This window comes from Methylocystis rosea, assembly GCF_003855495.1.
Lineage (GTDB): Bacteria > Pseudomonadota > Alphaproteobacteria > Rhizobiales > Beijerinckiaceae > Methylocystis > Methylocystis rosea_A.
Window position 1 is genome coordinate 986,996 of sequence record NZ_CP034086.1, and the last position, 25,809, is coordinate 1,012,804.

General features: G+C 63.8%; 27 protein-coding genes and 1 pseudogene. 10 read left to right on the plus strand and 18 right to left on the minus strand.

Going from position 1 to position 25,809, the window contains the following annotated elements; all coding sequences use genetic code 11:
* Positions 1–38 precede the first annotated feature (38 nt).
* The 11 genes and pseudogenes from metK to EHO51_RS20810 form a co-directional block, all read right to left on the minus strand.
* Positions 39–1,229: a methionine adenosyltransferase gene (gene metK, locus EHO51_RS04660; RefSeq protein WP_026222883.1), complete on the minus strand. Its 1,191-nt coding sequence runs from the start codon at positions 1,227–1,229 to the stop codon at positions 39–41.
* Between the two features lie 127 nt (positions 1,230–1,356).
* A complete protein-coding gene (locus EHO51_RS04665) occupies positions 1,357–1,776 on the minus strand; it encodes a helix-turn-helix domain-containing protein (RefSeq protein WP_036241644.1) in 420 nt (139 codons plus the stop codon).
* 282 nt (positions 1,777–2,058) lie between these two features.
* Entirely contained in the window at positions 2,059–3,702 is a 1,644-nt protein-coding gene (lnt, locus tag EHO51_RS04670; protein ID WP_124737913.1) for an apolipoprotein N-acyltransferase, read from the minus strand.
* 81 nt (positions 3,703–3,783) lie between these two features.
* On the minus strand, positions 3,784–4,665 hold the full coding sequence (locus tag EHO51_RS04675; RefSeq protein ID WP_432431922.1) for a hemolysin family protein: 882 nt from the start codon (positions 4,663–4,665) through the stop codon (positions 3,784–3,786).
* Between the two features lie 75 nt (positions 4,666–4,740).
* Positions 4,741–5,220, minus strand: a complete 480-nt coding sequence (ybeY, locus tag EHO51_RS04680; protein ID WP_245434742.1) for an rRNA maturation RNase YbeY — start codon at positions 5,218–5,220, stop codon at positions 4,741–4,743.
* Positions 5,221–5,234: 14 nt separating this feature from the next.
* Positions 5,235–6,278 carry a PhoH family protein gene (locus EHO51_RS04685; RefSeq protein ID WP_029649505.1) on the minus strand — a complete coding sequence of 348 codons (1,044 nt, stop codon included), beginning with the start codon at positions 6,276–6,278 and terminating at the stop codon, positions 5,235–5,237.
* Entirely contained in the window at positions 6,275–7,594 is a 1,320-nt protein-coding gene (gene miaB, locus EHO51_RS04690) for a tRNA (N6-isopentenyl adenosine(37)-C2)-methylthiotransferase MiaB (protein ID WP_245434744.1), read from the minus strand. Before miaB ends, EHO51_RS04685 begins: the two co-directional genes overlap by 4 nt.
* Before the next feature lie 297 nt (positions 7,595–7,891).
* Positions 7,892–8,380 (minus strand): GNAT family N-acetyltransferase, encoded by a 489-nt coding sequence (locus tag EHO51_RS04695; protein WP_124737917.1) that lies wholly within the window; start codon positions 8,378–8,380, stop codon positions 7,892–7,894.
* 10 nt (positions 8,381–8,390) lie between these two features.
* Positions 8,391–9,128 (minus strand): tRNA (adenosine(37)-N6)-threonylcarbamoyltransferase complex dimerization subunit type 1 TsaB, encoded by a 738-nt coding sequence (gene tsaB, locus EHO51_RS04700; RefSeq protein ID WP_124737918.1) that lies wholly within the window; start codon positions 9,126–9,128, stop codon positions 8,391–8,393.
* Between the two features lie 59 nt (positions 9,129–9,187).
* A complete protein-coding gene (locus tag EHO51_RS04705; protein WP_124737919.1) occupies positions 9,188–9,745 on the minus strand; it encodes a NifU family protein in 558 nt (185 codons plus the stop codon).
* A gap of 82 nt (positions 9,746–9,827) precedes the next feature.
* A pseudogene (locus EHO51_RS20810) lies at positions 9,828–10,072 on the minus strand (hypothetical protein).
* A gap of 81 nt (positions 10,073–10,153) precedes the next feature.
* Between EHO51_RS20810 and EHO51_RS04715 the strand changes: the two are divergent.
* Positions 10,154–10,546, plus strand: coding sequence for a nuclear transport factor 2 family protein (locus EHO51_RS04715; protein ID WP_029651982.1), 393 nt, complete (start codon positions 10,154–10,156; stop codon positions 10,544–10,546).
* Positions 10,547–10,575: 29 nt separating this feature from the next.
* Here EHO51_RS04715 and EHO51_RS04720 read toward each other — a convergent pair whose 3' ends face one another.
* Positions 10,576–11,406 (minus strand): RNA methyltransferase, encoded by an 831-nt coding sequence (locus EHO51_RS04720; RefSeq protein WP_124737920.1) that lies wholly within the window; start codon positions 11,404–11,406, stop codon positions 10,576–10,578.
* A gap of 149 nt (positions 11,407–11,555) precedes the next feature.
* Here EHO51_RS04720 and EHO51_RS04725 point away from each other — a divergent pair, with 149 nt between their 5' ends.
* Together EHO51_RS04725 and dksA are read left to right on the plus strand one after the other, a co-directional pair.
* A complete protein-coding gene (locus EHO51_RS04725; RefSeq protein WP_124737921.1) occupies positions 11,556–12,767 on the plus strand; it encodes an NADP-dependent isocitrate dehydrogenase in 1,212 nt (403 codons plus the stop codon).
* A gap of 82 nt (positions 12,768–12,849) precedes the next feature.
* On the plus strand, positions 12,850–13,266 hold the full coding sequence (gene dksA, locus EHO51_RS04730; protein WP_014890379.1) for an RNA polymerase-binding protein DksA: 417 nt from the start codon (positions 12,850–12,852) through the stop codon (positions 13,264–13,266).
* 133 nt (positions 13,267–13,399) lie between these two features.
* Here the strand turns inward: dksA and EHO51_RS04735 are convergent, their stop codons facing one another.
* Both EHO51_RS04735 and EHO51_RS21185 read right to left on the minus strand, forming a co-directional pair.
* Positions 13,400–14,074, minus strand: a complete 675-nt coding sequence (locus EHO51_RS04735) for a class I SAM-dependent methyltransferase (RefSeq protein WP_124737922.1) — start codon at positions 14,072–14,074, stop codon at positions 13,400–13,402.
* Between the two features lie 189 nt (positions 14,075–14,263).
* Positions 14,264–15,151, minus strand: coding sequence for a flagellar biosynthetic protein FliO (locus tag EHO51_RS21185; protein WP_124737923.1), 888 nt, complete (start codon positions 15,149–15,151; stop codon positions 14,264–14,266).
* A 252-nt stretch (positions 15,152–15,403) separates the two neighbouring features.
* Between EHO51_RS21185 and cckA the strand changes: the two genes are divergently transcribed.
* A complete protein-coding gene (cckA, locus tag EHO51_RS04745) occupies positions 15,404–17,932 on the plus strand; it encodes a cell cycle histidine kinase CckA (protein ID WP_124737924.1) in 2,529 nt (842 codons plus the stop codon).
* Positions 17,933–17,964: 32 nt separating this feature from the next.
* Here the strand turns inward: cckA and EHO51_RS04750 are convergent, their stop codons facing one another.
* Both EHO51_RS04750 and EHO51_RS04755 read right to left on the minus strand, forming a co-directional pair.
* Positions 17,965–19,125 carry a DUF2865 domain-containing protein gene (locus tag EHO51_RS04750; RefSeq protein WP_124737925.1) on the minus strand — a complete coding sequence of 387 codons (1,161 nt, stop codon included), beginning with the start codon at positions 19,123–19,125 and terminating at the stop codon, positions 17,965–17,967.
* Positions 19,100–19,369: a hypothetical protein gene (locus EHO51_RS04755; protein ID WP_124737926.1), complete on the minus strand. Its 270-nt coding sequence runs from the start codon at positions 19,367–19,369 to the stop codon at positions 19,100–19,102. Before EHO51_RS04755 ends, EHO51_RS04750 begins: the two co-directional genes overlap by 26 nt.
* Before the next feature lie 147 nt (positions 19,370–19,516).
* Here EHO51_RS04755 and EHO51_RS04760 point away from each other — a divergent pair, with 147 nt between their 5' ends.
* The gene (locus tag EHO51_RS04760; RefSeq protein WP_124737927.1) at positions 19,517–20,035 is read left to right on the plus strand and encodes a CreA family protein; all 519 of its coding nucleotides are present in this window, start codon (positions 19,517–19,519) and stop codon (positions 20,033–20,035) included.
* 1 nt (position 20,036) lies between these two features.
* Here EHO51_RS04760 and EHO51_RS04765 read toward each other — a convergent pair whose 3' ends face one another.
* Positions 20,037–20,369 carry a hypothetical protein gene (locus EHO51_RS04765; protein ID WP_124737928.1) on the minus strand — a complete coding sequence of 111 codons (333 nt, stop codon included), beginning with the start codon at positions 20,367–20,369 and terminating at the stop codon, positions 20,037–20,039.
* A gap of 261 nt (positions 20,370–20,630) precedes the next feature.
* Here EHO51_RS04765 and cysS point away from each other — a divergent pair, with 261 nt between their 5' ends.
* The 5 genes from cysS to cimA all read left to right on the plus strand — a co-directional run bounded on the left by cysS (position 20,631) and on the right by cimA (position 25,164).
* On the plus strand, positions 20,631–22,127 hold the full coding sequence (gene cysS, locus EHO51_RS04770; RefSeq protein ID WP_124737929.1) for a cysteine--tRNA ligase: 1,497 nt from the start codon (positions 20,631–20,633) through the stop codon (positions 22,125–22,127).
* A 199-nt stretch (positions 22,128–22,326) separates the two neighbouring features.
* A complete protein-coding gene (locus EHO51_RS04775; RefSeq protein ID WP_124737930.1) occupies positions 22,327–22,680 on the plus strand; it encodes an endonuclease domain-containing protein in 354 nt (117 codons plus the stop codon).
* 215 nt (positions 22,681–22,895) lie between these two features.
* On the plus strand, positions 22,896–23,030 hold the full coding sequence (locus EHO51_RS21190; RefSeq protein WP_018407839.1) for a hypothetical protein: 135 nt from the start codon (positions 22,896–22,898) through the stop codon (positions 23,028–23,030).
* Positions 23,030–23,539 carry a GNAT family N-acetyltransferase gene (locus EHO51_RS04780; protein WP_124737931.1) on the plus strand — a complete coding sequence of 170 codons (510 nt, stop codon included), beginning with the start codon at positions 23,030–23,032 and terminating at the stop codon, positions 23,537–23,539. Before EHO51_RS21190 ends, EHO51_RS04780 begins: the two co-directional genes overlap by 1 nt.
* Positions 23,539–25,164 (plus strand): citramalate synthase, encoded by a 1,626-nt coding sequence (gene cimA / locus EHO51_RS04785; RefSeq protein WP_124737932.1) that lies wholly within the window; start codon positions 23,539–23,541, stop codon positions 25,162–25,164. The genes EHO51_RS04780 and cimA overlap by 1 nt, the downstream gene beginning before the upstream one ends.
* Here the strand turns inward: cimA and EHO51_RS04790 are convergent.
* On the minus strand, positions 25,148–25,744 hold the full coding sequence (locus EHO51_RS04790; RefSeq protein WP_051080409.1) for a TIGR00730 family Rossman fold protein: 597 nt from the start codon (positions 25,742–25,744) through the stop codon (positions 25,148–25,150). The genes cimA and EHO51_RS04790 overlap by 17 nt on opposite strands.
* Positions 25,745–25,809: the final 65 nt, after the last annotated feature.

Sequence of the window (25,809 nt, forward strand, 5' to 3'; positions counted from 1 at the left end):
GCGTTCGCCTTCAGAGCCGCTCGCCGAACCAGCCGAACTTACGCGAAATGCGACTTCAGCTGGTCAACGAGATCGGTCTTCTCCCAGGAGAAGCCGCCGTCCGCGTCAGGCGTCCGGCCGAAGTGGCCGTAGGAGGAGGTGCGCGCATAGATCGGCCGATTGAGCTGAAGATGCTCGCGAATCCCCCGCGGCGATAGGCGAATGAGCTGAGGCAGCAGCTCTTCCACCTTCTCCTCGCATACATGGCCGGTGCCATGCAGATCGACATAGATCGAGAGCGGCTCGGCGACGCCGATCGCGTAGGACAGCTGCAGCGTGCAGCGGTCGGCGAGGCCGGCCGCGACAACGTTTTTGGCGAGATAGCGGGCGGCGTAAGCGGCCGAACGATCCACCTTGGTCGGATCCTTGCCGGAGAACGCGCCGCCGCCGTGCGGCGCAGCGCCGCCATAAGTGTCGACGATGATCTTGCGGCCGGTCAGGCCGGCGTCGCCGTCGGGGCCGCCAATGTAGAATTTACCGGTCGGGTTGACGTGCCAGACGGTCGTGTTGGTGATCCAGCCATCGGGCAGCGCGCTGCGAATATAGGGCTCGGCGATGCTGCGAATGTCGGCGGGCGACAGGGTCTCGTCGACGTGCTGATGCGACAGCACGATCTGCGTCGCCTCGACGGGCTTGCCGTCGGCATAGCGAACCGTGACCTGGCTCTTGGCGTCGGGACCGAGGCCTTTTTCCTTGCCGCTATGGCGCGCTTGGGCGAGCAGCTCCAGAATCTTATGCGAATAATAGATCGGCGCCGGCATCAGTTCGGGCGTTTCGCGCACGGCGTAGCCGAACATGATGCCCTGGTCGCCCGCGCCTTCGTCCTTGTTGCCGGCGGCGTCCACGCCCTGCGCAATGTCGACGGACTGCTCGTGCAGCAGCACTTCCACATTGGCGGTGTTCCAGTGGAACCCGCGCTGCTCGTAGCCGATGGCGCGAATCGCGCCGCGCGTGATCTCGATGATGCGATCGAAGGGAACATGCGGCCCGCGCACTTCTCCGGCGATGACCACGCGGTTTGTCGTCGCGAGAGTCTCCGCCGCGACGCGAATGGCGTAGGGGTCGATGCCCGCCTTGGGGCCTTCACGGAAAAACTCGTCAACGATTTCATCTGAAATACGGTCGCAAACCTTGTCCGGATGGCCTTCGGAAACGGACTCGCTCGTGAAAAGATAATTTTTCCGGGTCACTTCCAAATCTCCGTTGGCTTTGAGGAAAAGGTGAATAACTGCGGAGCAGGGGGAGTCATCTGCCAGCGCCCGTTCGGTGCGTCAAGCCGAAAAGGCCAGTTCGTTCGTTTTGGAGAACGACATTCTCTTATTCTCCGGGCGGCTCGGGCTGCTCTGCGAGCGTCGTCACCAGATCCAGCACGCGCTTTCGCACCTTGGGATCGCGGATGCGTGCGAAGGCGCGATTGAGATGCAGGCCTTCCGTCGTCGATAGAAAATCGACGACATATTGCGACGAGGACTCCTCCGCGAATCCGTCGGACGGCGCTGGCGCGCCGCTGGTCGGCGCGCCCTCGAAGAAAAAAGACGGCGGCACGTTCAGAGTCTTCGAAATCTGCTGCAGGCGGCTCGCGCCGATACGATTGGCGCCCTTCTCGTATTTCTGAACTTGCTGAAAAGTGAGTCCGAGCGCGTCTCCAAGCTTCTCCTGACTCATTTTCATGAGAATTCGCTGCATGCGAACGCGGCTGCCGACGTGACGATCGATCGGGTCTGGCGCCTTCTTCAACGTTACCGCCTCCTGCACAGTTGTAGCCGAATTGTCGTCGGGCGCGCAAGCTACATCGCAGTTAGGTGCATGAATTTCAAGAAGATTTCAGTTAAGCGCGGAGGGGCGGCGATCTTCGCGGCCAGGACCGTCTACATTTCCCGGCCTGCCCGATAGGTGCGCGGCCCGTGGAACCGCAAAAAATGCAAGATTCAGGGAGCGAGGAAAGCGCTCGGCCAGCATGCAAGCGGCGTCCTTTCGTCGCGGGCGGATCATCGAACGCCCGACGATGCGGGAGCGACTTTATGGCCGGCGCCTGGCGACGCCGAAGAAGGCCATGGCCGTCGCGAAGGCGAGGAGCGCCGGGAACGCCAGCGCGCCGTAAGCGGCGAAGACGGTGGGCGCCGCCTCCCTCGGCAGACGCCCGTCGATGAGGCCTTCTTCGCCGAGCGGCAGCGACTGAAGGATGCGTCCGTAGGCGTCGATGATCGCCGAAACGCCGGTATTGGCGACGCGGATCATTGGCAGCCCTTCTTCGATCGCGCGCAGGCGCGCCTGGGCCAGATGCTGATAGGGGCCGGTCGTGCGGCCGAACCATCCGTCATTGGTGACGTTGAGAAACAACCGAGGGCGATCGGCGGCGTCGCGCTGGATCGTCTCGCCCGAGAAAATCGCTTCGTAGCAGATGAGCGGCGCAATGGGCGGCAGACCGGGCGCCGCAAGAAGGCGCGGACCCGCGCCGCGGTCCCATATGCCCGGAACGAGGTGATTGATTCCAAGCGGCCGGAGCAGGTCCTCCAGCGGCAGATATTCTCCGAAGGGGACGAGATGAACCTTGTCGTAAAAGGCGACGATCGACTCGCCCTTTAGCGCCTCGATCGAATTGAAGATCTTGCCCGGCCGTCCGTCGCCATCGCTTTCGGCCCGCGCCGCGCCGGTCAAAAGAACGCCGCCCTTGAGCGCGCGCGCAATCGCCGCGAGCGCCTCCGGGTGGCGTGAAATGACATAAGGAAACGCCGATTCCGGCCAGACGAGATGGGTGGTTTCGGCGAGCCCTGACGGCCGCGCGTTAGTCGCGCGTTCCGAGAGGTCGAGATAGTGACGCAAGATTTTCGCGCCGTTCTCGGGGCGAAATTTCGCATCCTGAGGGAGATTGGGCTGCATCAGGCGCAACGCCACGCCGTCGACATATTCCGTCTTATTGGCGCCCAGCCGAAACACGCCATAGGCGAACATCAGCATGGCGAACGCCGCTGCGGCGAACATCGTTCCGCCGATGCGGCGGACGTCGCGGTGCGCGCGATCGATCAGCGTCGCAGGCGCGGCGAAAATCACGATCGCGATGATGTCTAGCCCGTGCAGGCCGACGAGAGAGGCCGTCTGCGCCATTGGCCCGGCGCTTGTGAGCGCCATGCCGAAATCGTTCCAGGGAAAGCCCGTGAACAGATGCCCGCGCAGCCACTCCGCGGCCCCCAGTCCCGCGGCGAGCGCGAAGACGCGGGCGCCGCCGGGCGACCACAAGAGGCGCGCAACGGCGAAACCCGCGGCGGGAAAGAGCGCGAGAACCGCCGGCAAGCCGAATACGGCGAGCGGCAGCGCCCAGGCGAATTGGTCGGCTTCGACGAGCATCGCGGCGCCCATCCACCAGAGGCCCGCGACGAAATAGCCGAAGCCCAGCCACCAGCCGGCGCCGGCCGCCGAGAGAATCGGCGCGAGGGCGAAGCGCGGCGCGTTCTCGCCGTAGGCCGCGCCGTCGATGAGCCAGACGGCGACGGTGAGCGGCGCAAACATGGCCGGGATGAAATCAAAAGGCGCGAGGGCGAGAGCGCCGGCCGCGCCGGCGCAGAACGCGATCGCGCGGCGCGTCCAGCCGCGGGCGAGGACAATACGTTGCAAAAGAGCTGGCGCCGACGCGCGCGCGCCGGCGATTTCGGCAATCTGCGCCATCGATCCTCGAAGCGCTGCGAATCGGCAGGCCGACTTTACAGCGGATTTATCAGACAAATTTATGCGCGCGCGAAGGATGTCTCACACTGGCCGTCGCGACCGCACGCGCAGCTTGCCGACGCGGCGCGGATCGGCGTCGACGATCTCAAACTCGTGAGAGTCGACCGGCGTCGCGATGATCTCGCCGCGCATCGGCACCCGGCCGGCGAGCCACGCGACCAGACCGCCCAGCGTCGTCACCTCGGCGGGCGTATCTTCAAGTCTGAAGTCGACGCCGAGCCGCGCCGTCACTTCATCAAGATCGGCGCGCCCGTCGATGATGAAATCGCCGTTCTCAAGCTCGACGAAGCCCGACTCGTCGACGACGTCATGTTCGTCCTCGATGTCGCCGACGATCATCTCCATGATGTCTTCGATGGTGACGAGGCCGTCGGTGCCGCCATATTCGTCGATGACGAGCGCCAGATGCGTGCGCGTCGCCTGCATACGGATCAAAAGATCCAGCGCCGGCATGGAGCGCGGCACGAAGAGCACCGGCTTGAGCAAATTCGCCTGCGACAGCGGCGTGTCGAAGTCGATCTTTTTTGGTTCGACGGTCGTAACGTCGGCGCCTTGGGGCCGATCGGCGCAGCACGCGATATGATTGACGAAATCGCGGATATGGATCATCCCGCGTGGATCGTCGAGCGTATCGGCGTAAACCGGCAGGCGCGAATGGGCGGCGGTGCGAAACAGCTCCAAGGCTTCGCGCAGCGGCGCGTCAAGCGAGATGGCGACGATGTCGGCGCGGGGGATCATCGCGTCGTCGACGCGCATGTCGTGCAGACCGAGGACGTTCTTCAAGAGCGCCCGCTCATGCGGGGTCACGTCGCCCGCAGATTCGTCAAGCCTCTCCTCGATGTCCTCGCGCACCGAGGCCGGCGAAAGACCGAGCAGCCCGCGCAGCCTGTCGACGAGGCTCATGCGTGGTCCATCGCCAGCGCGTCTGAAAGAAATTGGATCGTCGGCGTTATCGGATCGCGTCGACATGCGCTTTGTTCAATTCGCTCCGCCGGCCGGCCCGTCTGCATCGTCCGCATAGGGGTCGGGAAATCCAAGCGCCGTCGCGATTTTACGCTCCAGCGCTTCCATCCGCTCGGCCTCGGCGGCGGTCTCGTGATCATATCCGATTAGATGCAGAAATCCATGCGCGATCATATGCGCCGTGTGGGCGCGCAAAAGCTTGCCCTGCTCCTCCGCCTCTTTGGCGACGGTTTCGAAGGCGACGATAACGTCGCCAAGCAGAGGCTTGCGCTCGAGCAGGCCAGGCGTCGGAAAAGACAGCACATTCGTCGGCTGGTCCTTGCCGCGCCATTCGGCGTTGAGCTCCCGGATCGCCGTGTCGTCGCAAAATGTGACGCTGATTTCACATTCCGGCGCGAGCTTGGCCTCGCTCATTGCGAGACTCTGACGCACGCATGCTTTGGCCAAATCTTCCAGGTCCTCGACGCGCCGCCATGCCGGCGCCGCGACATTCACGTCGATCTCCAACGTCAGGGGTCCCCGCGCGTCTGCTTGTTGGCGCGCGCGGCGCGCTCATAGGCCCCAACGATTTGCCGAACAAGATCGTGACGCACCACGTCGCCTTCCGAAAATTTTACCCGGCCGACGACGTCGAGATTGGCGAGCAGGCTTACGGCTTCCGAGAGGCCGGATTTCTGCCCGGGAGGCAGATCGGTCTGCGATGGATCGCCGGTGACGATCATCCGCGAGCCTTCGCCGAGCCGGGTGAGAAACATCTTCATCTGCATCGAGCTGGCGTTCTGCGCCTCGTCGAGCAGAATGCAGCTCCGCGTCAGCGTGCGGCCGCGCATGAACGCGAGCGGCGCGACTTCGATGAGTCCCGTCTGCATGCCGCGCTCGACCATCCGCGCATCCATGAAATCATGCAGCGCGTCGTAGATCGGGCGGAGATAGGGGTCGACCTTGTCGCGCATGTCGCCGGGCAAAAAGCCGAGACGCTCGCCAGCCTCGACGGCGGGACGGGACAGAATCAGCCGTTCGACCGCGCCTTGCTCCATTAGCTGCACGGCGTGGCCGACCGCGAGCCAGGTCTTACCCGTGCCCGCAGGACCTTCGGCAAAAACCAGCTCGTAGCGCTTGAGCGCCCGCAAATACTGGTCCTGCGCGGCGTTGCGCGCGCGCACCGACCCGCGCTTGCGGGTCAGGATCTGCTCGAAAGCGCCGCGTGACGGCTCCGAATCCGGAAACAGGCTGCGTTGGCGCGCTGATTCTTCTATGGCCCCGTCGACGTCGCCGAGCGTGATCGTCTGACCCATCGCGACGCGCTCATAAAGCGCCTCCAGCACGCGTCGCGCATGTTCGCAGGCCTCGGACTTGCCTTTGAGCGTGACGTGATTGCCATTGGCGAAGGAGGCGACGCGCAAGCGTCGTTCGATCTTGGCGAGATTCTGGTCGTAGAGGCCGAAAACGAGCGAGGCGTGACGGTTGTTTTCAAAGGCGAGCGTGATTTCCGCTTCCGGGTCAACAGGCTCCGGTCCCCGTGCGGCGAGCAACGGGTCGTCGATGGTCGTCAAGCCTTCGCCTCCTCGCTCATGAGCCGTCCGCTCAAGGAATTCGAGCCCGCCGCGATGATTTTCACTCTGACTTCGCGGCCAATGAACGCCATCGGGCCTTCAACATGCACAGCCTGCATATAGGGAGTCTTGCCCCCAATTTGCCCCTCATGCCGACCGGCTTTTTCAAAGAGCACGTCGAGTTCTCGGCCGACCGTCGCCGCGTTGAAGGCTTGCCGCTGCTCTTCAAGCAAAACCTGTAGCGCCGCGAGGCGTTCGCTCTTAACGGTCTCGTCAATTTGATCGTCACGGTCGGCGGCGGGCGTGCCGGGCCGTGGCGAATATTTGAACGAGAAGCTTGAAGCGAAGCCCACAGCGCGGGCGAGCGCCATCGTCGCCTCGAAATCGGCGTCGCTTTCGCCCGGAAAGCCGACGATGAAATCCGACGACATCGCGACGTCTGGCCGGGCTTTTCGAAGCTGCTCGACGATGGAGAGATATGCGTCTGCGCCGTGCTTGCGGTTCATGGATTTCAGAATGCGGTCCGAGCCCGATTGAACCGGCAGATGCACATAGGGCATGAGCTTTGGATTTGCGCCATGCGCGTCAATAAGCTCCTGCGCCATGTCGACCGGATGACTTGTGGTGTAACGCAGGCGCGCCAAGCCTTCGATCTGCGCCAGCCGATCGAGAAGCTGCGCAAGGCTGGCCTCCCGGCCGGCGCCATCCGGACCGAGATAGGCGTTGACGTTTTGGCCGATCAGCGTGATCTCGCGCACGCCGGCGTCGACGAGGCGCATGGTCTCGGCGATGATCTCGGCGACGGGACGAGATGCTTCGGCGCCGCGTGTATAGGGCACGACGCAAAACGAGCAGAACTTGTCGCACCCTTCCTGAACGGTGACGAAAGCCGAAACGCCGCGCGCGCGAATCTGCGCGCCACTGGGAGCGGGCAGGACGCGAAATTTGTCCTCGACGGCGAAATCCGTGTCCGAGACCCTTGCGCCGTCTTTAGCTTGGCGCAGCAGCTCCGGCAGTCGGTGATAGCTCTGCGGACCGACGACGATATCGACGGCGCGCTGGCGCTTGAGCACCTCTTCGCCTTCAGCCTGGGCGACGCAGCCGGCGACGACGATTTTCATGTCGCGGCCTTGCGCGTTCAGCGCGCGTTTGGCGATCGCAAGCTTGCCGAGTTCGGAATAGATTTTTTCCGCAGCCTTTTCCCGAATATGGCATGTGTTGAGAATGACGAGATCGGCGTCATCTTCGCTCTGGGTCTCGGCGTAGCCTTCGCGGCTGAGCAGGTCAGCCATGCGCGTCGCGTCATAGACGTTCATCTGGCAGCCGTATGACTTGACCAGAACTTTGGAGAGTCGTGCCGCTTCGGACCGCTGAGGTTTGGATCGCGCCTCAACCAGTTCTTTGACGTCTGTGACTATTTTTCTGCTCCATCGCTCGCCCCGGCGACTCGGCGCGCCACCCCCCGAGTCGACGCACTATACGACTTTTTTTGCGCCTTAGCGCCGCGAGAGACGCCGTGCACTCATATTTTCTGAACTGGCCCGCCATAGCGCAGAAGCAGCGCACAGCGCGCCCGGGCGACTCATTCTAGCCGTCCCGCAAGCCGCGCTCGCTCAAATCTCCAGCCGCAGAGCGATCGCCGCGCGCCGTTCGCCGTTGGCGCGCTGATAGTAATTCTCCCGCCTGCCGATCTCCTTGAAGCCCTCGCGTGCGTAGAGCTTCAGCGCGGCCTCATTGTCGTCGGCCACCTCGAGAAAGACGAGCCGGGCGCCGCCGCGCTCGAGATGTTCGAGATGTTTTTCAAGAATGCGTCGGCCCAGTCCCGCGCCGCGTCTGCTGGGATCGACGGCGAAAGTGAGGACTTCGGCGTCGGGCGGCGTCAGCCGCGAGAGGATGAATCCCCCAAGCTCGCCTTTCCGGCCCTCGGGGACCGCCCCATCGGCGATGATGTGGGCGTCCGTCAAATAATTTTCAAAGTCGATTTTTGACCAACCAAAAGCGAAGGACGCCCCATGCAGACGTTCGCAGTCATCGGCGCGCTCCGCCCCGATGGGTTCTATGATGAAGGTCGGCTTGGCGAAAAAGGACGAAAGCAGCGTCATGGCGCAAAGCTCACGCCTGTGCCGCGGCGGCGGCGGGCGCGGCCGCATCGCCCAAGCCCACGGCGCCCTTTGGGGCGTTGGGCCGCGCAGCCGGCATCGTGACGTCAGGCTCTTTAAGATAAAGCGGCCGGGCGGGCGCGGTATCAGGCTGGGCGGCAAGGCCCAGACGCGCCACGAGGGCGATATCGGGGGCAGGCCGCTCGCTCGCGATCCGGACCGGAACGCCGCGGGCGCGCGCCTCCTTCGCAAGCAGCGACGCGCCGGAGCCGGTCAGCAGCAGCGGGCCGGTCCCCAGCGCGCGAAGGGCTTCATGCGGGCTGATGCGGCGCGGCGAGAGGAGCGGGCGCCCGTCCGGACCGAAGGCGGCGATGTAGACCTTGTCATGGCGGGCGTCGATCGCCGCCGCGACCACGCCGTCGAAGGGATCAATGATCAGCGGCGCCGCAAGCGCGGCGAGCGTCGAAACGCCGACAATTTCGGTTTTACAGGCGAGCGCGATCGCCTGACCGGCGGCGAGGCCGATACGAATGCCGGTGAAAGAGCCTGGTCCGACCGTGACCGCGACGCGGTCGAGCGAGGCGAACCCGCCTTCGACCTTGCTCATGACGCGCTTGATCAGCGGCAGCAGCGCCTCGGCGTGTCCGCGCTCCATCTCGATCGTCTCGACGGCGATCGGCGCCGCCGCGTCATGGTCCAGCACGCAGGCCGAGACGGCTGGCAGAGCGGTGTCAATCGCAAGGATTCGCATGATTCGTCGATTATGACGGTTTTCGGAGCGCGATCAATGTAGCTTCCGGATACGCCGCCCTACGCCGGCTCGACCCCTTTCACCTGTGGCAGGAAATGCTTGAGCAGGTTCTCGATGCCGTGCCGCAACGTCGCGGTGGATGACGGGCATCCCGAGCAAGCGCCCTTCATGGCGAGATAGACGACGCCGTCTTTGAAGCCCCGGAAGACGATGTCGCCGCCGTCGCCGGCGACCGCCGGCCGCACGCGCGTTTCGATCAATTCCTTGATGGTGACGACGGTTTCAGCGTCGGCGGAGTCATAGAACTCCCCGTCGGGCTGCGCCGGCGCCGCGCCTTCGGTCAGGAGCGGCGCGCCGGAGGCGAAATGCTCCATGATCGTGCCAAGAATGGCGGGCTTCAGATGCGGCCATTCGGCGCCGTTCTTCGTCACCGAGACGAAATCCGCGCCATACATCACCGCCTCGACGCCGTCGATGGAGAGCAGCGCCTCGGCGAGCGGCGCGTGGATGGCGTCGTCGCGCGAGCGGAATTCCATGGCGCCTTGGCCCAGAACGTCCTGGCCGGGCAGAAACTTGAGTGTTGCGGGATTAGGGGTAGCTTCAGTCTGGATGAACATCGGGAGACTCCTGCGTCCGGTTCAAGGCCGGCGGAAGTGCGCGAATATCACAAATCGGGCGCTCTGTGACATCTCGACATTACTACTTAAGCGCTTCGCCGCAGTCTTGCGAGGCTCTTCGCCGCGAGCGCCACCGCTTGAGCGCGACTCCCGCCCACACCGCCTCGACCAGGCCGAACGGCCAAGCGCCTTGAAGAAATCCGTAGACCGACCCCAAAGCGCAGGCGACTGCGAATCCCAGCACGAACCAATGGCTGCGTTCCTCCATTGAGAAAGTGAGAGCAAGGCGCTTACGGCGAAGAGTCCGAACCAGGTCAGCGCATCCATCGAACAAATTCTCTCGCGCCGTCCTGCTCTGGGCTCCGTCTTGCATTTGCCATGCCCAATCGAATCTCGCAGTGTCCCCCGATGGATGAAATCTCGCTGCTCGACGCCAACGCTGCTTATTACCGGGCCTTCGCCGCACGTGACCTTGGCGCTTTGAACGATCTTTGGGCGGAGGAGGGCTGTTCCTGCGTTCACCCAGGATGGCCGGCGCTCGTCGGGCGCATGCCGGTGCTCGCCTCCTACCGCGATATTTTTCGTAACCCGGCGCAGGAAGCGGTCACGACGCGAGATCCAAAGACGCTCATCGAGGGTGATGACGGGCGGGTCTTTTGCATCGAGGAGGTCGGCGGCGGCCTGCTGCTCGCGACCAATTGGTTTCGCTGGAACGGGGATCGCTGGCGGCTCGTCCACCATCAGGCGAGCCCACTGGCGCCGCCGCCCACGCGGCGGGAAGCCAAGCGGTCGCTTCACTAGGACGGTCGTCTCGTCACAGGTGGCGCGGCTCAGGAGTCCGCGCCTTCCGCCTCCTTGCGCCGCCACGGCTTCTTCGGCTCTCGGCGCGGGCCTTCCACCAGCCGCACGACCATGCCCCACAGCGTGCGCACGTCCTGCTGGGTGAGGCCCATGCGGTGGAACATGTTGCGCAGGTTGCGCGACATGACGGGCTTCTTCGTCAGCGGACGGAAGAATCCGCGCTTGTCGAGTTCGCCTTCGAGAAAATCAAAGAAGGCCAGCGTCATCTCGCGCGTCGCCGGGGGCGAGCGCTCTTCGATCTCAAAGGGAATGGCGTCGCCATGCGCGGCGCGAAACCATTCATAGCCCGTGAGCAGCACCGCCTGCGCGAGATTGAGCGAAGCGTAGGCGGGATTGACCGGAAAGGTGAGGATGGCGTCGGCGAGCGCGACATCGTCATTGTCGAGGCCGGTGCGCTCGGGCCCAAACAGCACGCCATGCTTTTCGCCAGCCGTCATGTGCGCCGCCATGCTTGGCATGGCCTGCGCCGGGGTGAGCACCGGCTTCATCTGGCCGCGTCCGCGCGCCGTCGCGGCGTAGACGAAGGACAGATCCTCGATCGCGTCGCGCACGCTCTCGTAGAGTTTCGCGCTTTCGAGGAGATGCACGGCGCCGGCGGCGGCCGCATAGGCGCCCTTGCGATAGGCGCCGGTGCGCGGCCAGCCTTCACGCGGCGAGACGAGGCGCAAATCGGAGAGGCCGAAGTTGGCCATGGCGCGGGCGCACATGCCGATGTTGACGGCGAGCTGCGGGCGCACGAGCACAATCGCCGGCCCCCCGGAAAGGGCCGTCTTGCTGCGATCCGTTCCCGCCCCGACCAATTTGCCTCCTCGCCCCAAAGCGGCCGGCAAATTAGGGCGGAAAGCGTGCGGGGGGAAGGGCGCATCGGCGCTTCGCCGCAGGCCCTCTGGATTGCTACCCAAAACCTTTAGCGGAGGCTATAAGGCGCGCGGCACAGAGGAGCGGATGCATGCGGAAGATAAAGGTTGCGAATCCTGTCGTCGAACTCGACGGCGACGAAATGACCCGCATCATCTGGGCCGCCATCAAAGAAAAGCTCGTTCGGCCCTATCTCGACGTCGATCTCCTTTATTACGATCTCTCGATTCAGAATCGCGACGCCACGAACGATCAGGTGACGGTCGACGCGGCCTACGCCATCAAGGAGCATGGCGTCGGGGTGAAGTGCGCGACCATCACGCCCGATGAGGCGCGCGTGAAGGAATTCCAGCTCAAGGAGATGTGGAAATCGCCGAACGGCACCATTCGCAACATTTTGGGCGGCGTCATCTTCCGCGAGCCGATCATCTGCAGGAACGTGCCGCGATTGGTGCCGGGATGGACGCAGCCGATCATCGTCGGGCGCCATGCATTCGGCGATCAATATAAGGCCACTGACTTCAAGGTGCCCGGCAAAGGCCGTCTGACGATTAAATTCGAGGGCGTCGACGGCGACGTCATCGAGAAGGAAGTCTTCAATTTCCCCGGCTCCGGCGTCGCGCTGGCGATGTACAATCTTGACGAGTCGATCAGCGAATTCGCGCGCGCGACGTTCAACTACGGGCTCACGCGCAGATATCCGGTCTATCTCTCGACCAAGAACACGATCCTGAAAGCCTATGACGGCCGATTTAAAGATCTGTTCCAGGAAATTTACGACGCCGAGTTCAAATCGAAATTCCAGGCGCTCGGCCTCACCTACGAGCATCGTCTGATCGACGATATGGTCGCTTCGGCGCTCAAATGGTCCGGGGGCTACATCTGGGCGTGCAAGAATTACGACGGCGACGTCCAATCCGACACGGTGGCGCAGGGCTTCGGTTCGCTCGGCCTGATGACGAGCGTGCTGATGACGCCCGACGGCAAGACCGTCGAGGCCGAAGCCGCTCACGGCACGGTGACCCGCCATTATCGCGAGCATCAGAAGGGGCATGAGACCTCGACCAACTCGATCGCCTCGATTTTCGCCTGGACGCGCGCGCTCGCGCATCGCGGCAAGCTCGATGAGAACGAGGATCTAGTTCGTTTTGCCCGCACCCTCGAGGAAGTGTGCGTCGCGACCGTCGAGTCGGGCTTCATGACCAAGGATCTCGCCCTGCTTGTCGGCTGCAATCAGAAATGGCTGTCGACGACAGGCTTCCTGGACAAGATCGACGAAAATCTGCGCAGAGCCATGGAATGAGCGGCGACGCGGGGAATGATTGTATGTGGCGCCCGTCGCGGCTATATAGGCGTCGCCTATAGGCCAATTAAGGATTCGCGAGATGGCGGTGGATCTGGAAGAAACGTATAAGCCTTCCGAAGACGAACCCTTCATGTGCGATCGGCAGCGCGAATATTTCCGGCGCAAACTGCTGGCTTGGAAGGAGGACATTCTGCAAGAGAGTCGCGAAACGCTGGCCACTTTGCAGAATGAAAACGAAAACCATCCTGATCTAGCAGATCGCGCGTCATCCGAAACCGATCGCGCCATTGAACTCCGTGCGCGCGACCGGCAGCGCAAGCTCATCGCCAAAATCGACGCGGCGCTGACGCGCCTCGACGACGGCAGTTACGGCTATTGCGAGGAAACGGGGGAGCCGATCTCCCTCAAGCGCCTCGACGCGCGTCCGATCGCGACACTGTCAATCGAGGCGCAGGAGCGTCACGAACGGCGCGAAAAAGTCTATCGAGACGATTGAGCAGGCGAAGCCTGCTTCGACCGAAGGCTGGCGGCGCCGCCGGTCCTTGGAGCTCGCGGCCCCGCCGCGCGCCCAGGTATGCTACCGAATGACGAGATGGAGGTTTGGCGACCGTCAGCTAACACATCGGCGGTTAAGGCTTGTACCCCACCCACCCCCTGAACGTGAAACCCGCATAGAACAGGGTCACGTCGGTGAATCCTGCATCTCGCAATAAAGCTTCGTCCTGCTCTGGAGACAGAATGGGCAAGCGCTCGCCGATGGCGGCGATCGCGTTTTCCGCGTTCGAGTCTGGGACGCCCGACGCAGCCGCGAAGGCGGAATAGCGCGCGAGCCATTTCGCCTTTTCCCCGTCATGCTGCGGAAAGCTGTGGTGGGCCACGACGAATGGAGCGCCGGACCGCAAGCGCCGATGGATCTCGGCCATCGTGCGTCGGCGCTCCTCCTCCGGAATGAAGTGCATGGTTAGAAGGCACGTCGCCGCATCGAAAGGACCCGCAGGCGCGCTATCGATATAGCCCAGGCGGAAGTCGACGCGCTCCGCCAACGGACCGAGCGTGCGCTCCGCCAACCCCAGCATTTCCGCTGATGGATCAACGCCGCAGAAGCGCCATCCGGGATGCGTCTCGGCAAAGGCCTTCAGTTCCAGTCCGCCTCCCGCGCCGAGGACGAGCAAATTTCCATCTTCTGGAACTCGCTCGGCGAGAAGCACGCCCGTCATCCGCTGCAAAGCGTGGAAGCCTGGCACCTTCCTCACCGGACCTTCGGCGTAGCGTGCGACAGTTTCGGGAACCGAGAAGGGCGACAAGAGCCGACTCCTAACGCGGGTTGGGCGCGCCCGCGCCTCTGCTTTAGGCGGATGCGCCGTCCGAGTCGAACAGCTGCATCGATTGCCGCCGGGGCGATTCTTTTTCCGACTCAGGCGCTTTGCCGACCACTAGCCTTGTCAACACTGACCGGCGTAGGCCAGCGTTTCTCGAGCGCTGCGCCTCGTGGTCTATTCCTTCTGATCCGAGCGGCCGAGCAGCCGCGCCATCTCCGCCTCAAGCGAGTCGAGCGGATCCACGTCGGCCGGCGCCGGAGCCGCCGGCGGCGGGGGAGGCGGCGGCGCTGCGGGCTTGGGCGGCGGCGGGGGCGCAGGCGGCGGCGCTGCAGGCCTCGCGGCGGCCGGCGGCGGAGCGGGAGGCGGCGGCGCTGCAGGCCTTGGCGCCGGCGGGGGTTCTGCCGGCCTCGGAGGAGCTGCGGGCGGAGGCGGCGGCGCCGGGGCTGCCGCTTCGGGTGGCGACGGCTCTTTCGGACGCGGCGCCAGCCGCTGCTGAGCGCGCGCAAGGAAAGGCGGCGTCGGCGAGCGGGGCGGAGCAGGGCGCTGCGGCTGGGCGGCCGGACTTGAAACTCTTGGTCCCGCCGGCGGTGGCGGGGGAGGCGGCGGCGCAGCAGGCCGCGTGGGCGCCGGCGCGAAGAGGTCGGGCGGCAGATTGACGGCGCCCGCCGCGGCGGGTTTCGGCAGCGGCGCTTCTAGCTCTCGAGGCGGAGCCGAGGGCCCGGCAGGCCAGTTCGCGGCGGCCGGCGCTCCGGGGCGCTGCTCCGGCCCGCGACTGACTGCGCCTTCGGGCCGGCTAATCGTCGCTTCGACGAGGATGTCGTTGGGGCCGCCGATCAGGAGCAGATGTTCGATATTGTCGCGCCGCACAATGACGAGCTGGCGCTCGCGGTCGAGGTCATAGACATCGACGACGTCCAGCCGGCGCGCGCGATTGCGGCCTCCCGGCGCACGAATGCGGCGTCCGAATAACAGACGGAAAATATAAAGCACGAGCACCGCAGCGACGAGGAACGCAACGAGCGCTCCGAGCGCCGGCAGCAGTTGAGTGAATTTATCAGGCATGAACGGCTAGTCTCTCGTTCGGACGCGCGTGAACCTTGCCAAATTAACAGCTTTCATGGCAAGCGCCGAAAAAAGGTTAATGAATGGTTAATGTTTGATGAATCAGCGCCCTTCCGATGTCCGGCGTTGCTATTATTGGCGTTCACAGCCATTGTTTTAGATGATTCTGTAAGCGTCGGCAGAGTAATAATCGGCGCGCCGGCGTCAGCATGGCCGTCGCGATCGGCGATATATGACGCGGGTGGTTAAGAAATGAGCGACAGGACCGAAGCGGCCGCCTTGGGACGCAGCGAGCGGCCCGCGAATATTGGATTGACGCTCGCCCTCGTCATCGCATTGGTTGCGGGCGTCGCCGCCTATTACCTGACGCCTTCGGACATCGCGCCGCGCGTCACCATTCTGGCGCTCGCGGTTTTCGGCGTCGCCGGTATTTTTTTTCTCTTCGCCTATGCGGTCGGATTGATTCACTTCACCGGCCGAGTCGCGGGCAACGACGTGACGAAACTCATCGCCGACACATCCGGCGAAGGGCTGCTCGTCACCAGAGGCGATGCGCGCATCGTCTACGCCAACGAAGCCTATTCGGCGATGTGCGACGCCAAAGACGCTTCCGGCGTGCAGCTGGTCGAGCGGCTGTTCTCAGGGCCGCCCGAGGTCTCGGAGGCGATCTATAGACTGGTCCAGGCGGCGCGTGGCGGCGTTTCGCATAGCGAAGATCTTCGGCTTTCGCCGCCGCTGTCGGGGCAGGGCGCAGTCGGCTGGTACCGAATCCGCGTTCGGCCGCTGCCGACGACGTCGGGCGGGCGCCTATGTCTATGGGCGGTGGCCGACGTGACCGCCGATCGACAGCGGCAGGAGAACGTCTTCCAGGAGCTCCAGCACGCGATCGATTTTCTTGATCACGCGCCGGCGGGCTTTTTTTCCGCGAGTCCGGACGGCGCCGTCTCTTATATGAACAAAACGCTCGCCGGATGGCTGGGCTACGATCTCACGCAAGTCGGATCTGGCGGCGCGACGCTGTCCTCCATCGTCGCCCATAGCGGCGCGGCGCTTCTCGCCGCGATGTCGGGCGCGCCGGGCGACGTGCGCACCGAGCAGATCGACCTCGACCTGAGATGCCGCAACGGCAAGTCGCTGCCTGTCAGGCTGCTGCACCAGGTCGCGTTCGGCCAGGACGGCGAATCCGGCCCCTCGCGCACCCTGGTGCTCAACCGCGCCTCTGGCGAACAGCCGGAAGAGAATTTGCGCGCGGCCGAGGTGCGTTTCGCGCGCTTCTTCAACTCGACGCCGATGGCGATGGCGACGCTGGACGGCGAGGGCCGCGTGCTGACATCGAACGCGGCCTTCGCGAAATTATTGCCGCAGGCGCTGAAGTCGGGCCAGGGCGCTGCCGCGGCGCCATGGTCGGTGCTGACTGGGCTCGGCGAACGCGACGGCGCCGCCCTGCGCGCCGCGATCGAAGACGCGATCGAAGGCAAAGGCGAAGTGCGCCCGATCAATGTCGTGTTCGAGGAAGACGCCGCCGGCGCGGCGACGCGTTCGGCGCGTTTCTTCGTCTCTTCCGCCGAGGACGCCGGCAAGAAGGGCGCGATGGTCTATGCGCTCGACACGACCGAGCAGCGCAAGCTGCAGGAGGAGTTCGCGCAGTCACAGAAGATGAATGCGGTCGGCCAGCTCGCCGGCGGCATCGCGCATGACTTCAACAATATGCTGACGGCGATCATCGGCTATTCGGATCTGCTGCTCTCCAGCCACCGGCCGACCGACCCCGCCTTCCGCGATATCCGCCAGATCAAGGAAACCGCCAATCGCGCGGCGGGCCTGACCCGGCAGCTGCTCGCCTTCTCGCGCCGGCAGACGCTGCGCCCGCAAGTCCTGCAGCTGGGCGACGCGCTCTCCGAAGTGCAGAATCTGCTGCGCCGCGTCGTCGGCGAAAAGAACGAGCTCGAACTGCGTCTCGGCCGCGATCTCTGGTTCGTGAAGGCCGACATCACCCAGTTCGAACAGGTGATCATCAATCTCGTCGTTAATGCGCGCGACGCCATGCTGGAGTCAGGCGGACGGGTGCAGATCCGCACGCGCAATGTCGCCGCCTCGGAATGCGCCGCCTTTAATGAGGCGGCGCTGCCAGCGGCGGATTATGTGCTGGTCGAGGTTGAGGACTCGGGCAGCGGCATTCCCGCCGATGTGAAAGAAAAAATCTTCGAACCCTTCTTCACGACGAAGGAAGTCGGCAAAGGCACGGGCCTCGGCCTTTCGACGGTGTTCGGCATCGTCAAGCAGTCGGGCGGCTTCATCTCCGTCGACAGCGAGATCGGGCGGGGCACGGTTTTCCGCATTTTCCTGCCGCGCTACGTGCCGGAGGAGAAGCAGACGTCGCAGAAGGCCGATACGCCCAAGGTCGCCGCGGACTATACAGGACAGGGCGTGGTTCTCCTCGTCGAAGACGAGGATTCGGTGCGCTCGATCGGCGCACGCGCCTTAAGTTCGCGCGGCTTCACGGTGCTCGAAGCGGCGACGGGCATGGAGGCGCTCGAGGTCGTCGAGCGCGTCGACGGCAAGATCGATCTCATCGTCTCCGACGTGGTGATGCCGGAGATGGACGGCCCCGCGATGTTCGCCGAACTGCGCAAGCGCGGCGTCGCGGCGAAGGTGATCTTCGTTTCCGGCTATGCCGAAGAGGCCTTCGCCAAAAACCTTCCCGAGGGCGACTTTGGTTTTCTGGCGAAGCCGTTCTCGATAAAACAGCTGATCGAGACGGTCAAGGCGCATATGCCCTGAAGCGGCGGAGTACTAAAGCGAGGGGATGAGGCTCACAACGCCGGCGCGACCACGCGCACGCGGCGTTTGATTCCGTCAGGTCCGACGACTTCGCGATAGGTTTCCGGCGCGGCGGCCGCGCCGTCCTCGGCGCTGGGCTGCGCCTGCGCCGCGGGTTGTGGCGTCGTCGTCGGCTCTGGCGCCGCCGGCGCGGAGCCTTTCGCTTTCCGACCGCGCGCCACGCCGGGCGGCAGCGCGCGCGACAATTGCTCGGCCTGCTCCGCCGTTACGACCTGATCCTTTGCGTGGCGCTCGGCGATGAGTCGCTCGGCTTCGACGAGCGCCTCGGCCCACGACTGCCCCGGCGGCTTGCAGCCGCATGACGGATCATACGTCTTCTCGAATTTATGCGCGTTGGGATGGTCCGAATAAGCCTCGCCGTCGATCGAAAGGGCGGAACTGAGCACCTTCGATTGCGACGCCGTGTAGAGTTTCACCTCGGCGTTGGGACACAGCGCCCGGCACATCGTCGCGAGATCGTCGAGATTGGAGCTGCGCGCCGAATAGGTGATGGGGAAAAACCCGCCGTCGCAGGCGCGCACGCAGATCGCCATTGGACCCCCGCGCGGCTTCCCGTCTGAAGGTTCCTGATCCGGGTCCGGACCGACGGGCATGTCGCGCGCGCCCGGACTTTCATCGGGCGCGACGCCAAACAGCTCTTCAAAGAAATTGCGCGGTCGCGCAACGCGCGCTTGCGCCGCCTGAGGATTGCGGCATTCAGCCTCATAACGGGCGGCAAGCGCCTGACGCTGGCCGCCGTCGTCGGCGCTCGCCCGTTCATAGCTGGCGATGGCGCCAGAGAGTTGGTTGAGCTGCGCGTTGATTTGACTGCACTGGGGCGGCGGGGGATCGCCGAAGAACAGGAATTGGCCGCGATCGCAGCCGAGTGCGCGAGCTTTCGCCGAGACGCGGGCATAGTCGCCGCGCTGCTTGGCGGCCGCGGCCTGGAATCTCCCCGCGCCGCCGCCGGCGCTGGCGCGGGCGATCTGCGCGCGCAACTCCGTACAGTAGGGACTTTCCCCTGCCGCCGGCGAAACGGCGAGGAGGCCGAACGCGACGCCGGCGGCGACCGCCAGTTTCGTCCGCTTGAAGGCGCATTTCGTCAAAAAGGGCTTTATGGTCGCGGCCTCATTGAAGTTTTTGGCTCTCTTCACACTCTGGTAAGAAGCCGAGAAACGCTTGCGCGATCGCTTGGCGACTGATGGTCCGGCGCGCGTCGCTTGCGACGAATCGCGCCATTTTCACCAATCCAGGCCGCGGATCAAACGTCGCTCGATTAATCGCGCCCATCATGTCGGCAACAAGGCGCCGGACGCCGCCGCCAGCCCCATCGCGCGCGGCGAATTTTTTGCCTCGCCCAGGGTCGAAGCCCTTCCCTTGCCGCGCGGCTTCGCCCATATCGGCAACGGCGTCGCTAGAGCGCCGCTCGCGGAAAAGCGGAATTCGGTTTTTCGCACAGAGCGCGCTCTAAGCTTTCGAGATCGATCATGTTATCCGCCTTTGGCGATTCCGCCCAAAGGCGGCGTGATCCAGGAGGTTGCCGATATGAAGCGTTCCAAATTGCTGGCTCTGATTTCGACGGCCTTTCTTTGTTTCGGCGCCGCGCCGGCCTTTGCGCAGAATGGGCCGGATCTCATTTTCCGCAAATCGGTGGATTTCAAGCTCCTCACCCCGAACGACAAGCTCGCGACCTACGGAATCGACGACCCGGTGATCGACGGCGTTGTCTGCTACTATACGGCGCATGAAAAAGGCGGCGTCGCAGGCATGTTCGGCGTGGCGGAGCAGTCGTCGGAGGTTTCGCTCGCCTGTCGGCAATATGCCCCGATCAAATTCAAGGAGAAGTTTGGCCAGGGCGATACGGCGTTCAGCGAGCGGCGGTCGCTGCTGTTCAAGCGCATGCATATCGTTCGCGGCTGCGATGCGAAGCGCAATGTCCTGATTTATATGGTTTATTCCGACAAGCTCGTCGAAGGCTCGCCCGAAAGCTCGACCTCGACCCTCGCCATTCAGCCCTGGGGCGGGCAGAACGAAGTCCCGCAATGCGGAGAGTTTCTGCGCTGACCTAATCGACGCAGGCGACGACTGCGGCGTCCGGCTCGATCGAGGCGCGCGCCCCGCTTACGTCGATCGAGGCGGTCACATCGTCGGCGCGGCCAAAAGCTCTGGCCGCGCCATGGCCATGCGCCGCACACCAGGAGTCGGCGACGATCTTGCCGCAATCCGCCTTACGCGTGAGGCATTCCGTCAGGCCGTATCCCTCCTGATCGGCGATAACATAGGCGGCGCTCGCGCTCGCTTCGGCCCGCGCGGCGCAGGCGTAGCCGACGCCGATCCACATTCCTGCAAGTAGCGACGCAAACGCGCGCCGCCCGAACGGCGCCTCATATTTCCACATGACGAACTAGCCCCACGCGACCCCGACAGCCTGCCGCAGACCTAGCGCAAAGCGGTAAAACCCGAGTTAAATCGCCCGCCGCTCGGCAGAGGCTCGCGCTTGACGCGGCGGCGCGCTTTAGCGCATGGTCGCCGCGATGACGCTTCGGCTCACCATTTGTCGCGAGACCATTATCAGCTAGCGATCACGCTGGCCGGTGCCGTCACGTCTCTCCAAACGACATGAAGCGACGCCCCGGCCGGCGGCCTTGCGGGGAAATTCATGTCGACGCCTGCGCTGAAAATCTACAACACGCTGACCCGGACGAAGGAGGAATTCCGTCCGATCGATCCCGCGCATGTGCGCATGTATGTCTGCGGACCGACGGTCTACGACTACGCGCATATCGGCAACGCCAGGCCGCTCATCGTTTTCGACGTGTTGTTTCGCTTGTTGCGCCATCTCTACGGCGCCGAGCATGTCACATACGTGCGCAACATCACCGACGTCGACGACAAGATCAACGCGCGCGCCGCGGAACGCGGAATTTCCATTCGCGAACTGACGGAAGAGACCAACGAGGTCTTCCAGCAGGACGTGAAGGCGCTCGGCTGTCTCGAGCCGACGATGCAACCGCGCGCGACCGAGCATATCGCGCAGATGATCGCGATCATCGAACGGCTGATCGCCTCCGGCCACGCCTATGCGGCCGATGGCCATGTGCTGTTCGACGTGCCGTCGATGCAAAATTACGGACGCCTGTCGCGGCGCTCGCTCGATGAAATGCTGGCCGGCGCGCGCGTCGACGTCGCGCCCTATAAGCGCGGCGACATGGATTTCGTGCTGTGGAAGCCCTCAAAGGAGAATGAGCCCGGTTGGGACAGTCCATGGGGCAGGGGGCGTCCCGGCTGGCATATTGAATGTTCGGCGATGTCCTGGGCGCATCTTGGCGAAACCTTCGACATTCACGGCGGCGGCATTGATCTCGTCTTTCCGCATCACGAAAATGAGATCGCGCAAAGCTGCTGCGCCTTCGGGCAGGACGTGATGGCGAATTACTGGATGCATAATGGCTTCCTGCAGGTCGAGGGCGAGAAAATGTCCAAGAGCCTGGGGAATTTCATCACGATCCATGAGCTGCTGCATACGGAGAAATTTGGTGGGCGGAAGTGGCCCGGCGAAGTGCTGCGGCTGGCGATGCTGCGCACGCATTACCGCCAGCCGATCGATTGGACCGTGAAGGCGCTCGAGGAGGCGGACATCAATCTCCAAACTTGGAGACGCTCTCTTGGCAATGTTTCACCGCGTGACATCACAGGCATTCCGGACAGGCGAGTTGTTCTCGCACTAGCGGACGATCTGAATGGTCACGAAGCAATCCAGTTGATTGGGTCGATGACCGAAGATGCATCCAGCCAGGTCGATGTGGCGAACAATCTCGCATTCTTGGGGCTTCTACCGCACCGCTATACTCAACGCGGCTTTCAAGAGGCCATGGAGAGGATAACCAATAAATTCCAGATGCAGGAGTCGCAGATCGAAGATTGGACTGCGAAGTGGAACAAGTTTGCTTCCTCCCCAGTGAATTTGGGAGAGTTGTCCGATATTGAAGATGCGATCACTTCTGACGATCTTAATACCCGAATTGAAGTCCGCCTTGCCGCCCGCGCTTCAAAAAACTGGGCCGAGTCTGACCGCATCCGCGACGAACTCGCCGCGATGGGCATCGCCCTCAAGGACAATAAGGACGGCACGACGACTTGGGAGGTGAAGCGGTGAGCGCTCTTTCCCCCACCCGTCGCGCTTCGCGCGCCACCCTCCCCGCAGGGGGGAGGGATCGGAACGGCGTGACTCGGCGTAGCGATCACGCGCTCATGCGAGGCATTTTGCATGAAGTTTTGCGTTTCGTTGATGCAGGCCCATCCCTCCCCTTGACGGGGAGGGTGGTTCGCGAAGCGAACCGGGTGGGGTGACGGACATGGCCAACCCGCGCGCGCGCGAACTGCGCAAGAACATGACGCCGCAAGAGGTGAAGCTCTGGTCGCAATTGCGCCTGCTGCGTCCGCAGGGATTTCATTTTCGTCGCCAGGTTCCGCTTGAAGGCTATGTGCTCGATTTCGTGTGCTACAAATATCGCTTGATCATTGAAGCTGACGGTTCACAGCACGGCGAAGCTGACGGGCGCCGTCATGACGCTAGGCGCGACGCGATTTTTCGAGCGAACGGCTTTCATGTGCTGCGCTTCTGGAATCACGAGATCGACGCCAACCTGATCGGCGTCGTGGAGACCATCATTGCCCGAGCGAAGGAACATATGCGGGAGGCATCGTGAGAAGCGCTGGCGTCTCCCTCACCCGGCGCGCTTCGCGCGCCACCCTCCCCGCAAGGGGGAGGGATCAGAACGGCGCGACTCGGCGTAACGATCGAACGCTTACGCAAGGCGAGATTCGTGATTTCTTGCGTTTCGAGCATGCAGGTCGATCCCTCCCCTTGACGGGGAGGGTGGTTCGCGCAGCGAACCGGGTGGTGAACAGAAGGGGATATCAAATGTCCAATGATGACTGGAAAAAGACGCTTCCCTTCAAGCGCCACTGGGCGCTCTATCTCGCGTTCAAGCTGATCGTGCTGGCGCTCGCGGCCTTCATCGCGTGGCATCTGCTGCGCGCGTTCGAGATCATGTGATGGCGCGCAGCGCGCAAACGCCCGGTCTGCGGCCGTTTCTTGCCACAGACGCCGCGACGCTCGCGGCGCTTTTTCGCGCCAGCGTCGAGGCGCTTGCCGCCGATGACTATGACGATGCGCAGCGCGAGGCTTGGGCGTCCGCGGCTGACGACGAAGCGGCCTTCACGTCGCGCCTCGCGGATGCGCTGACCATCGTTGCGCTTGTCGACGGAAACATCGCCGGCTTCGCTGCGCTGCGCGACAACAAGATATTCGACATGCTCTATGTGCGGCCCGACATGGCGCGCAAGGGCGTCGGGTCGGCGCTGGCGGAGGCGATTGAAAAACTCGCGGCCGCGCGCGGCACGACACTGCTGACGGTCGAGGCTTCCGACGCGGCGCAGGACTTTTTCGCGGCCCGCGGCTATGTAGCCACGACGCGCAATATGAAGACGGTCGCCGGCCAATGGCTGGGCAATACGACGATGACCAAGGAGCTGGCGGCGCCCGCCGCCGGGAGAGCGCATTGATGGCCAAGGAACGGCTGACGCTATACGACACGACGCTGCGCGACGGCGCGCAGACGACGGGCGTCGATTTTTCGCTCGACGACAAGCGCCAGATCGCCGCCATGCTGGACGAGATCGGAATCGACTACATCGAGGGCGGCTATCCTGGCGCCAATCCGCTCGACACGGAGTTTTTTGCGCAGCGTCCGAAACTGCGCGCGCGCTTCGCCGCCTTCGGCATGACGCGGCGTCAGGGCCGCTCGGTCGAGAATGATCCGGGCGTCGCGGCGCTGCTCGACAGCAGCGCCGACGTCGTCACCTTCGTCGCCAAGAGCTGGGACTTTCAGGTTCGCGTCGCCTTACGCTCCACGGAAGAAGACAATCTCGCAAGCGTGACGCAGTCCGTAAACGCCGCCGTCGCGCGCGGCAAGGAAGTCGCCGTCGATTGCGAGCATTTCTTTGATGGCTTCAAGGCGAATCCGGACTATGCGCTGGCGTGCGCCAAGGCCGCCTATGACGCGGACGCGCGCTGGGTGGTCCTGTGCGACACCAATGGCGGCACGCTGCCGCACGAGGTTGAGCGCATCGTCGCGGAGGTCGTCAAGCAGATTCCAGGAGACCGCGTCGGCGTGCATTGCCACGACGATACGGGGCAGGCGGTGGCGAATTCGCTTGCCGCCGTGCGCGCCGGCGCGCGGCAGATCCAGGGCACGCTCAACGGTCTTGGCGAACGCTGCGGCAACGCCAATCTCACCACGATCATCCCGACGTTGCTGCTAAAGAGCGAATTTGCCGAGCGCTTCGAGATCGGCGTGACGCAAGAGAAGCTGACGCATCTGACGCGGGTTAGCCATGCGCTCGATGAGCTTCTCAACCGCGCGCCCAACCGCCATGCGCCCTATGTCGGCGCCAGCGCCTTTGCGACCAAGGCCGGCATTCACGCCTCGGCGGTGCTGACCGATCCGCGCACGTACGAACATGTCACGCCGGAATCGGTCGGAAATGTGCGGCGCGTCCTCGTGTCCGATCAGGCGGGGCGCTCGAACATCGCGGCCGAGCTTGGCCGATTGGGCGTCGTCCTCGACAAGGACGATCCGCGTCTGGCGCGGCTTCTCGATGAGGTTAAGGAGAAGGAAGCGCAAGGCTACGCCTATGAAGGCGCCGACGCCTCGTTCTTTCTTCTGGCGAAGCGCGTGCTTGGCGAGGCGCCGCATTTCTTCGACATTGAACGCTACAGCGTCGCGGTCGATCGGCGCTTCGCCAGGAATGGCGGCTTCGAGGACCAGGGCGCCGAGGCGATCGTCAAGATCAATGTCGATGGCGAGAGCCGCATTTCGGCCGCCGAAGGCAACGGCCCCGTCAATGCCCTCGATCTCGCCCTGCGCAAGGATCTCGGCGCCTATCAGCGCTTCATCGAGGACGTTCGGCTCGTCGATTATCGAGTCCGCGTGTTCCAAGGCGGCACCGACGCGGTGACGCGCGTTCTCGTCGAGTGCGCCGACGGCGAGGGCGGGCGATGGTCGACGGTCGGCGTTTCGGCCAATGTCATCGACGCGTCCTTCGAGGCGCTCGTCGACGCGATCAACTACAAGCTGCTGGTGTCAGTCGAGCGCAACGACCGTCAGACCGCTAAAGCCGTTCGGTGATCGCTGTCTCGCTGATGTCTGGAGAATGGCGAACCGCCGCGAAAATCATCGGCAGAATGTCTTCGATGCGTTCGGCCACGAGATAGCGCACGTTATCGACTTCGCCGAAGAACTCCTCGTTCCGCATATGAGCGAAAAGCGACAGCAACGGACGCCAGAAGCCGCCGATGTCGGCGATGACCAGAGGCTTGGTGTGACGGCCGAGCTGAATCCAGGTCAGCTGCTCGGTCAGCTCCTCCAAAGTGCCGACGCCGCCAGGCAGCGCGATGAAGGCGTCGGATCGTTCGAACATCAGGCGCTTGCGCGTGTGCATGTCGTCGACGACGACGAGCTCCGTCGCGCCCGTGAAGGGAATCTCCCTTCGGTCCAGGAACTCGGGAATGATCCCGGTGACAACGCCGCCGGCGGCGACCGTGGCCTTCGCCAGAACGCCCATTAGGCCGATGGCCCCGCCGCCATAAACCAGGCCGACCCCGGCGCGCGCCAGGGCCGCGCCCAGCGCGCGCGCCGCCGCCGTGTAACGCGGATCGGCGCCGATGGAGGAGCCGCAATAGACGCAAACGTTTTTAATCTCTCGCATATTCATTCTCTTGTGCTTCCCACCATGACCGGGCGGGGTGCGCATTCCTTCTAAAGGTCATATAT

What these genes read in the sequence shown, in the direction of transcription:
- lnt (WP_124737913.1), bottom strand. Translation starts at nt 3,702, where the DNA reads ATGGCGCAGATTGCCGAAATCGCCGGCGCGCGCGCGTCGGCGCCAGCT.
- EHO51_RS04675 (WP_432431922.1), bottom strand. Translation starts at nt 4,665, where the DNA reads ATGAGCCTCGTCGACAGGCTGCGCGGGCTGCTCGGTCTTTCGCCGGCC.
- miaB (WP_245434744.1), bottom strand. Translation starts at nt 7,594, where the DNA reads ATGAACGTCTATGACGCGACGCGCATGGCTGACCTGCTCAGCCGCGAA.
- EHO51_RS04695 (WP_124737917.1), bottom strand. Translation starts at nt 8,380, where the DNA reads ATGACGCTGCTTTCGTCCTTTTTCGCCAAGCCGACCTTCATCATAGAA.
- tsaB (WP_124737918.1), bottom strand. Translation starts at nt 9,128, where the DNA reads ATGCGAATCCTTGCGATTGACACCGCTCTGCCAGCCGTCTCGGCCTGC.
- EHO51_RS04705 (WP_124737919.1), bottom strand. Translation starts at nt 9,745, where the DNA reads ATGTTCATCCAGACTGAAGCTACCCCTAATCCCGCAACACTCAAGTTT.
- EHO51_RS04715 (WP_029651982.1), top strand. Translation starts at nt 10,154, where the DNA reads ATGGATGAAATCTCGCTGCTCGACGCCAACGCTGCTTATTACCGGGCC.
- EHO51_RS04725 (WP_124737921.1), top strand. Translation starts at nt 11,556, where the DNA reads ATGCGGAAGATAAAGGTTGCGAATCCTGTCGTCGAACTCGACGGCGAC.
- dksA (WP_014890379.1), top strand. Translation starts at nt 12,850, where the DNA reads ATGGCGGTGGATCTGGAAGAAACGTATAAGCCTTCCGAAGACGAACCC.
- EHO51_RS21185 (WP_124737923.1), bottom strand. Translation starts at nt 15,151, where the DNA reads ATGCCTGATAAATTCACTCAACTGCTGCCGGCGCTCGGAGCGCTCGTT.
- cckA (WP_124737924.1), top strand. Translation starts at nt 15,404, where the DNA reads ATGAGCGACAGGACCGAAGCGGCCGCCTTGGGACGCAGCGAGCGGCCC.
- EHO51_RS04755 (WP_124737926.1), bottom strand. Translation starts at nt 19,369, where the DNA reads ATGGGCGAAGCCGCGCGGCAAGGGAAGGGCTTCGACCCTGGGCGAGGC.
- EHO51_RS04760 (WP_124737927.1), top strand. Translation starts at nt 19,517, where the DNA reads ATGAAGCGTTCCAAATTGCTGGCTCTGATTTCGACGGCCTTTCTTTGT.
- EHO51_RS04765 (WP_124737928.1), bottom strand. Translation starts at nt 20,369, where the DNA reads ATGTGGAAATATGAGGCGCCGTTCGGGCGGCGCGCGTTTGCGTCGCTA.
- cysS (WP_124737929.1), top strand. Translation starts at nt 20,631, where the DNA reads ATGTCGACGCCTGCGCTGAAAATCTACAACACGCTGACCCGGACGAAG.
- EHO51_RS04775 (WP_124737930.1), top strand. Translation starts at nt 22,327, where the DNA reads ATGGCCAACCCGCGCGCGCGCGAACTGCGCAAGAACATGACGCCGCAA.
- EHO51_RS21190 (WP_018407839.1), top strand. Translation starts at nt 22,896, where the DNA reads ATGTCCAATGATGACTGGAAAAAGACGCTTCCCTTCAAGCGCCACTGG.
- EHO51_RS04780 (WP_124737931.1), top strand. Translation starts at nt 23,030, where the DNA reads ATGGCGCGCAGCGCGCAAACGCCCGGTCTGCGGCCGTTTCTTGCCACA.
- cimA (WP_124737932.1), top strand. Translation starts at nt 23,539, where the DNA reads ATGGCCAAGGAACGGCTGACGCTATACGACACGACGCTGCGCGACGGC.
- EHO51_RS04790 (WP_051080409.1), bottom strand. Translation starts at nt 25,744, where the DNA reads ATGCGAGAGATTAAAAACGTTTGCGTCTATTGCGGCTCCTCCATCGGC.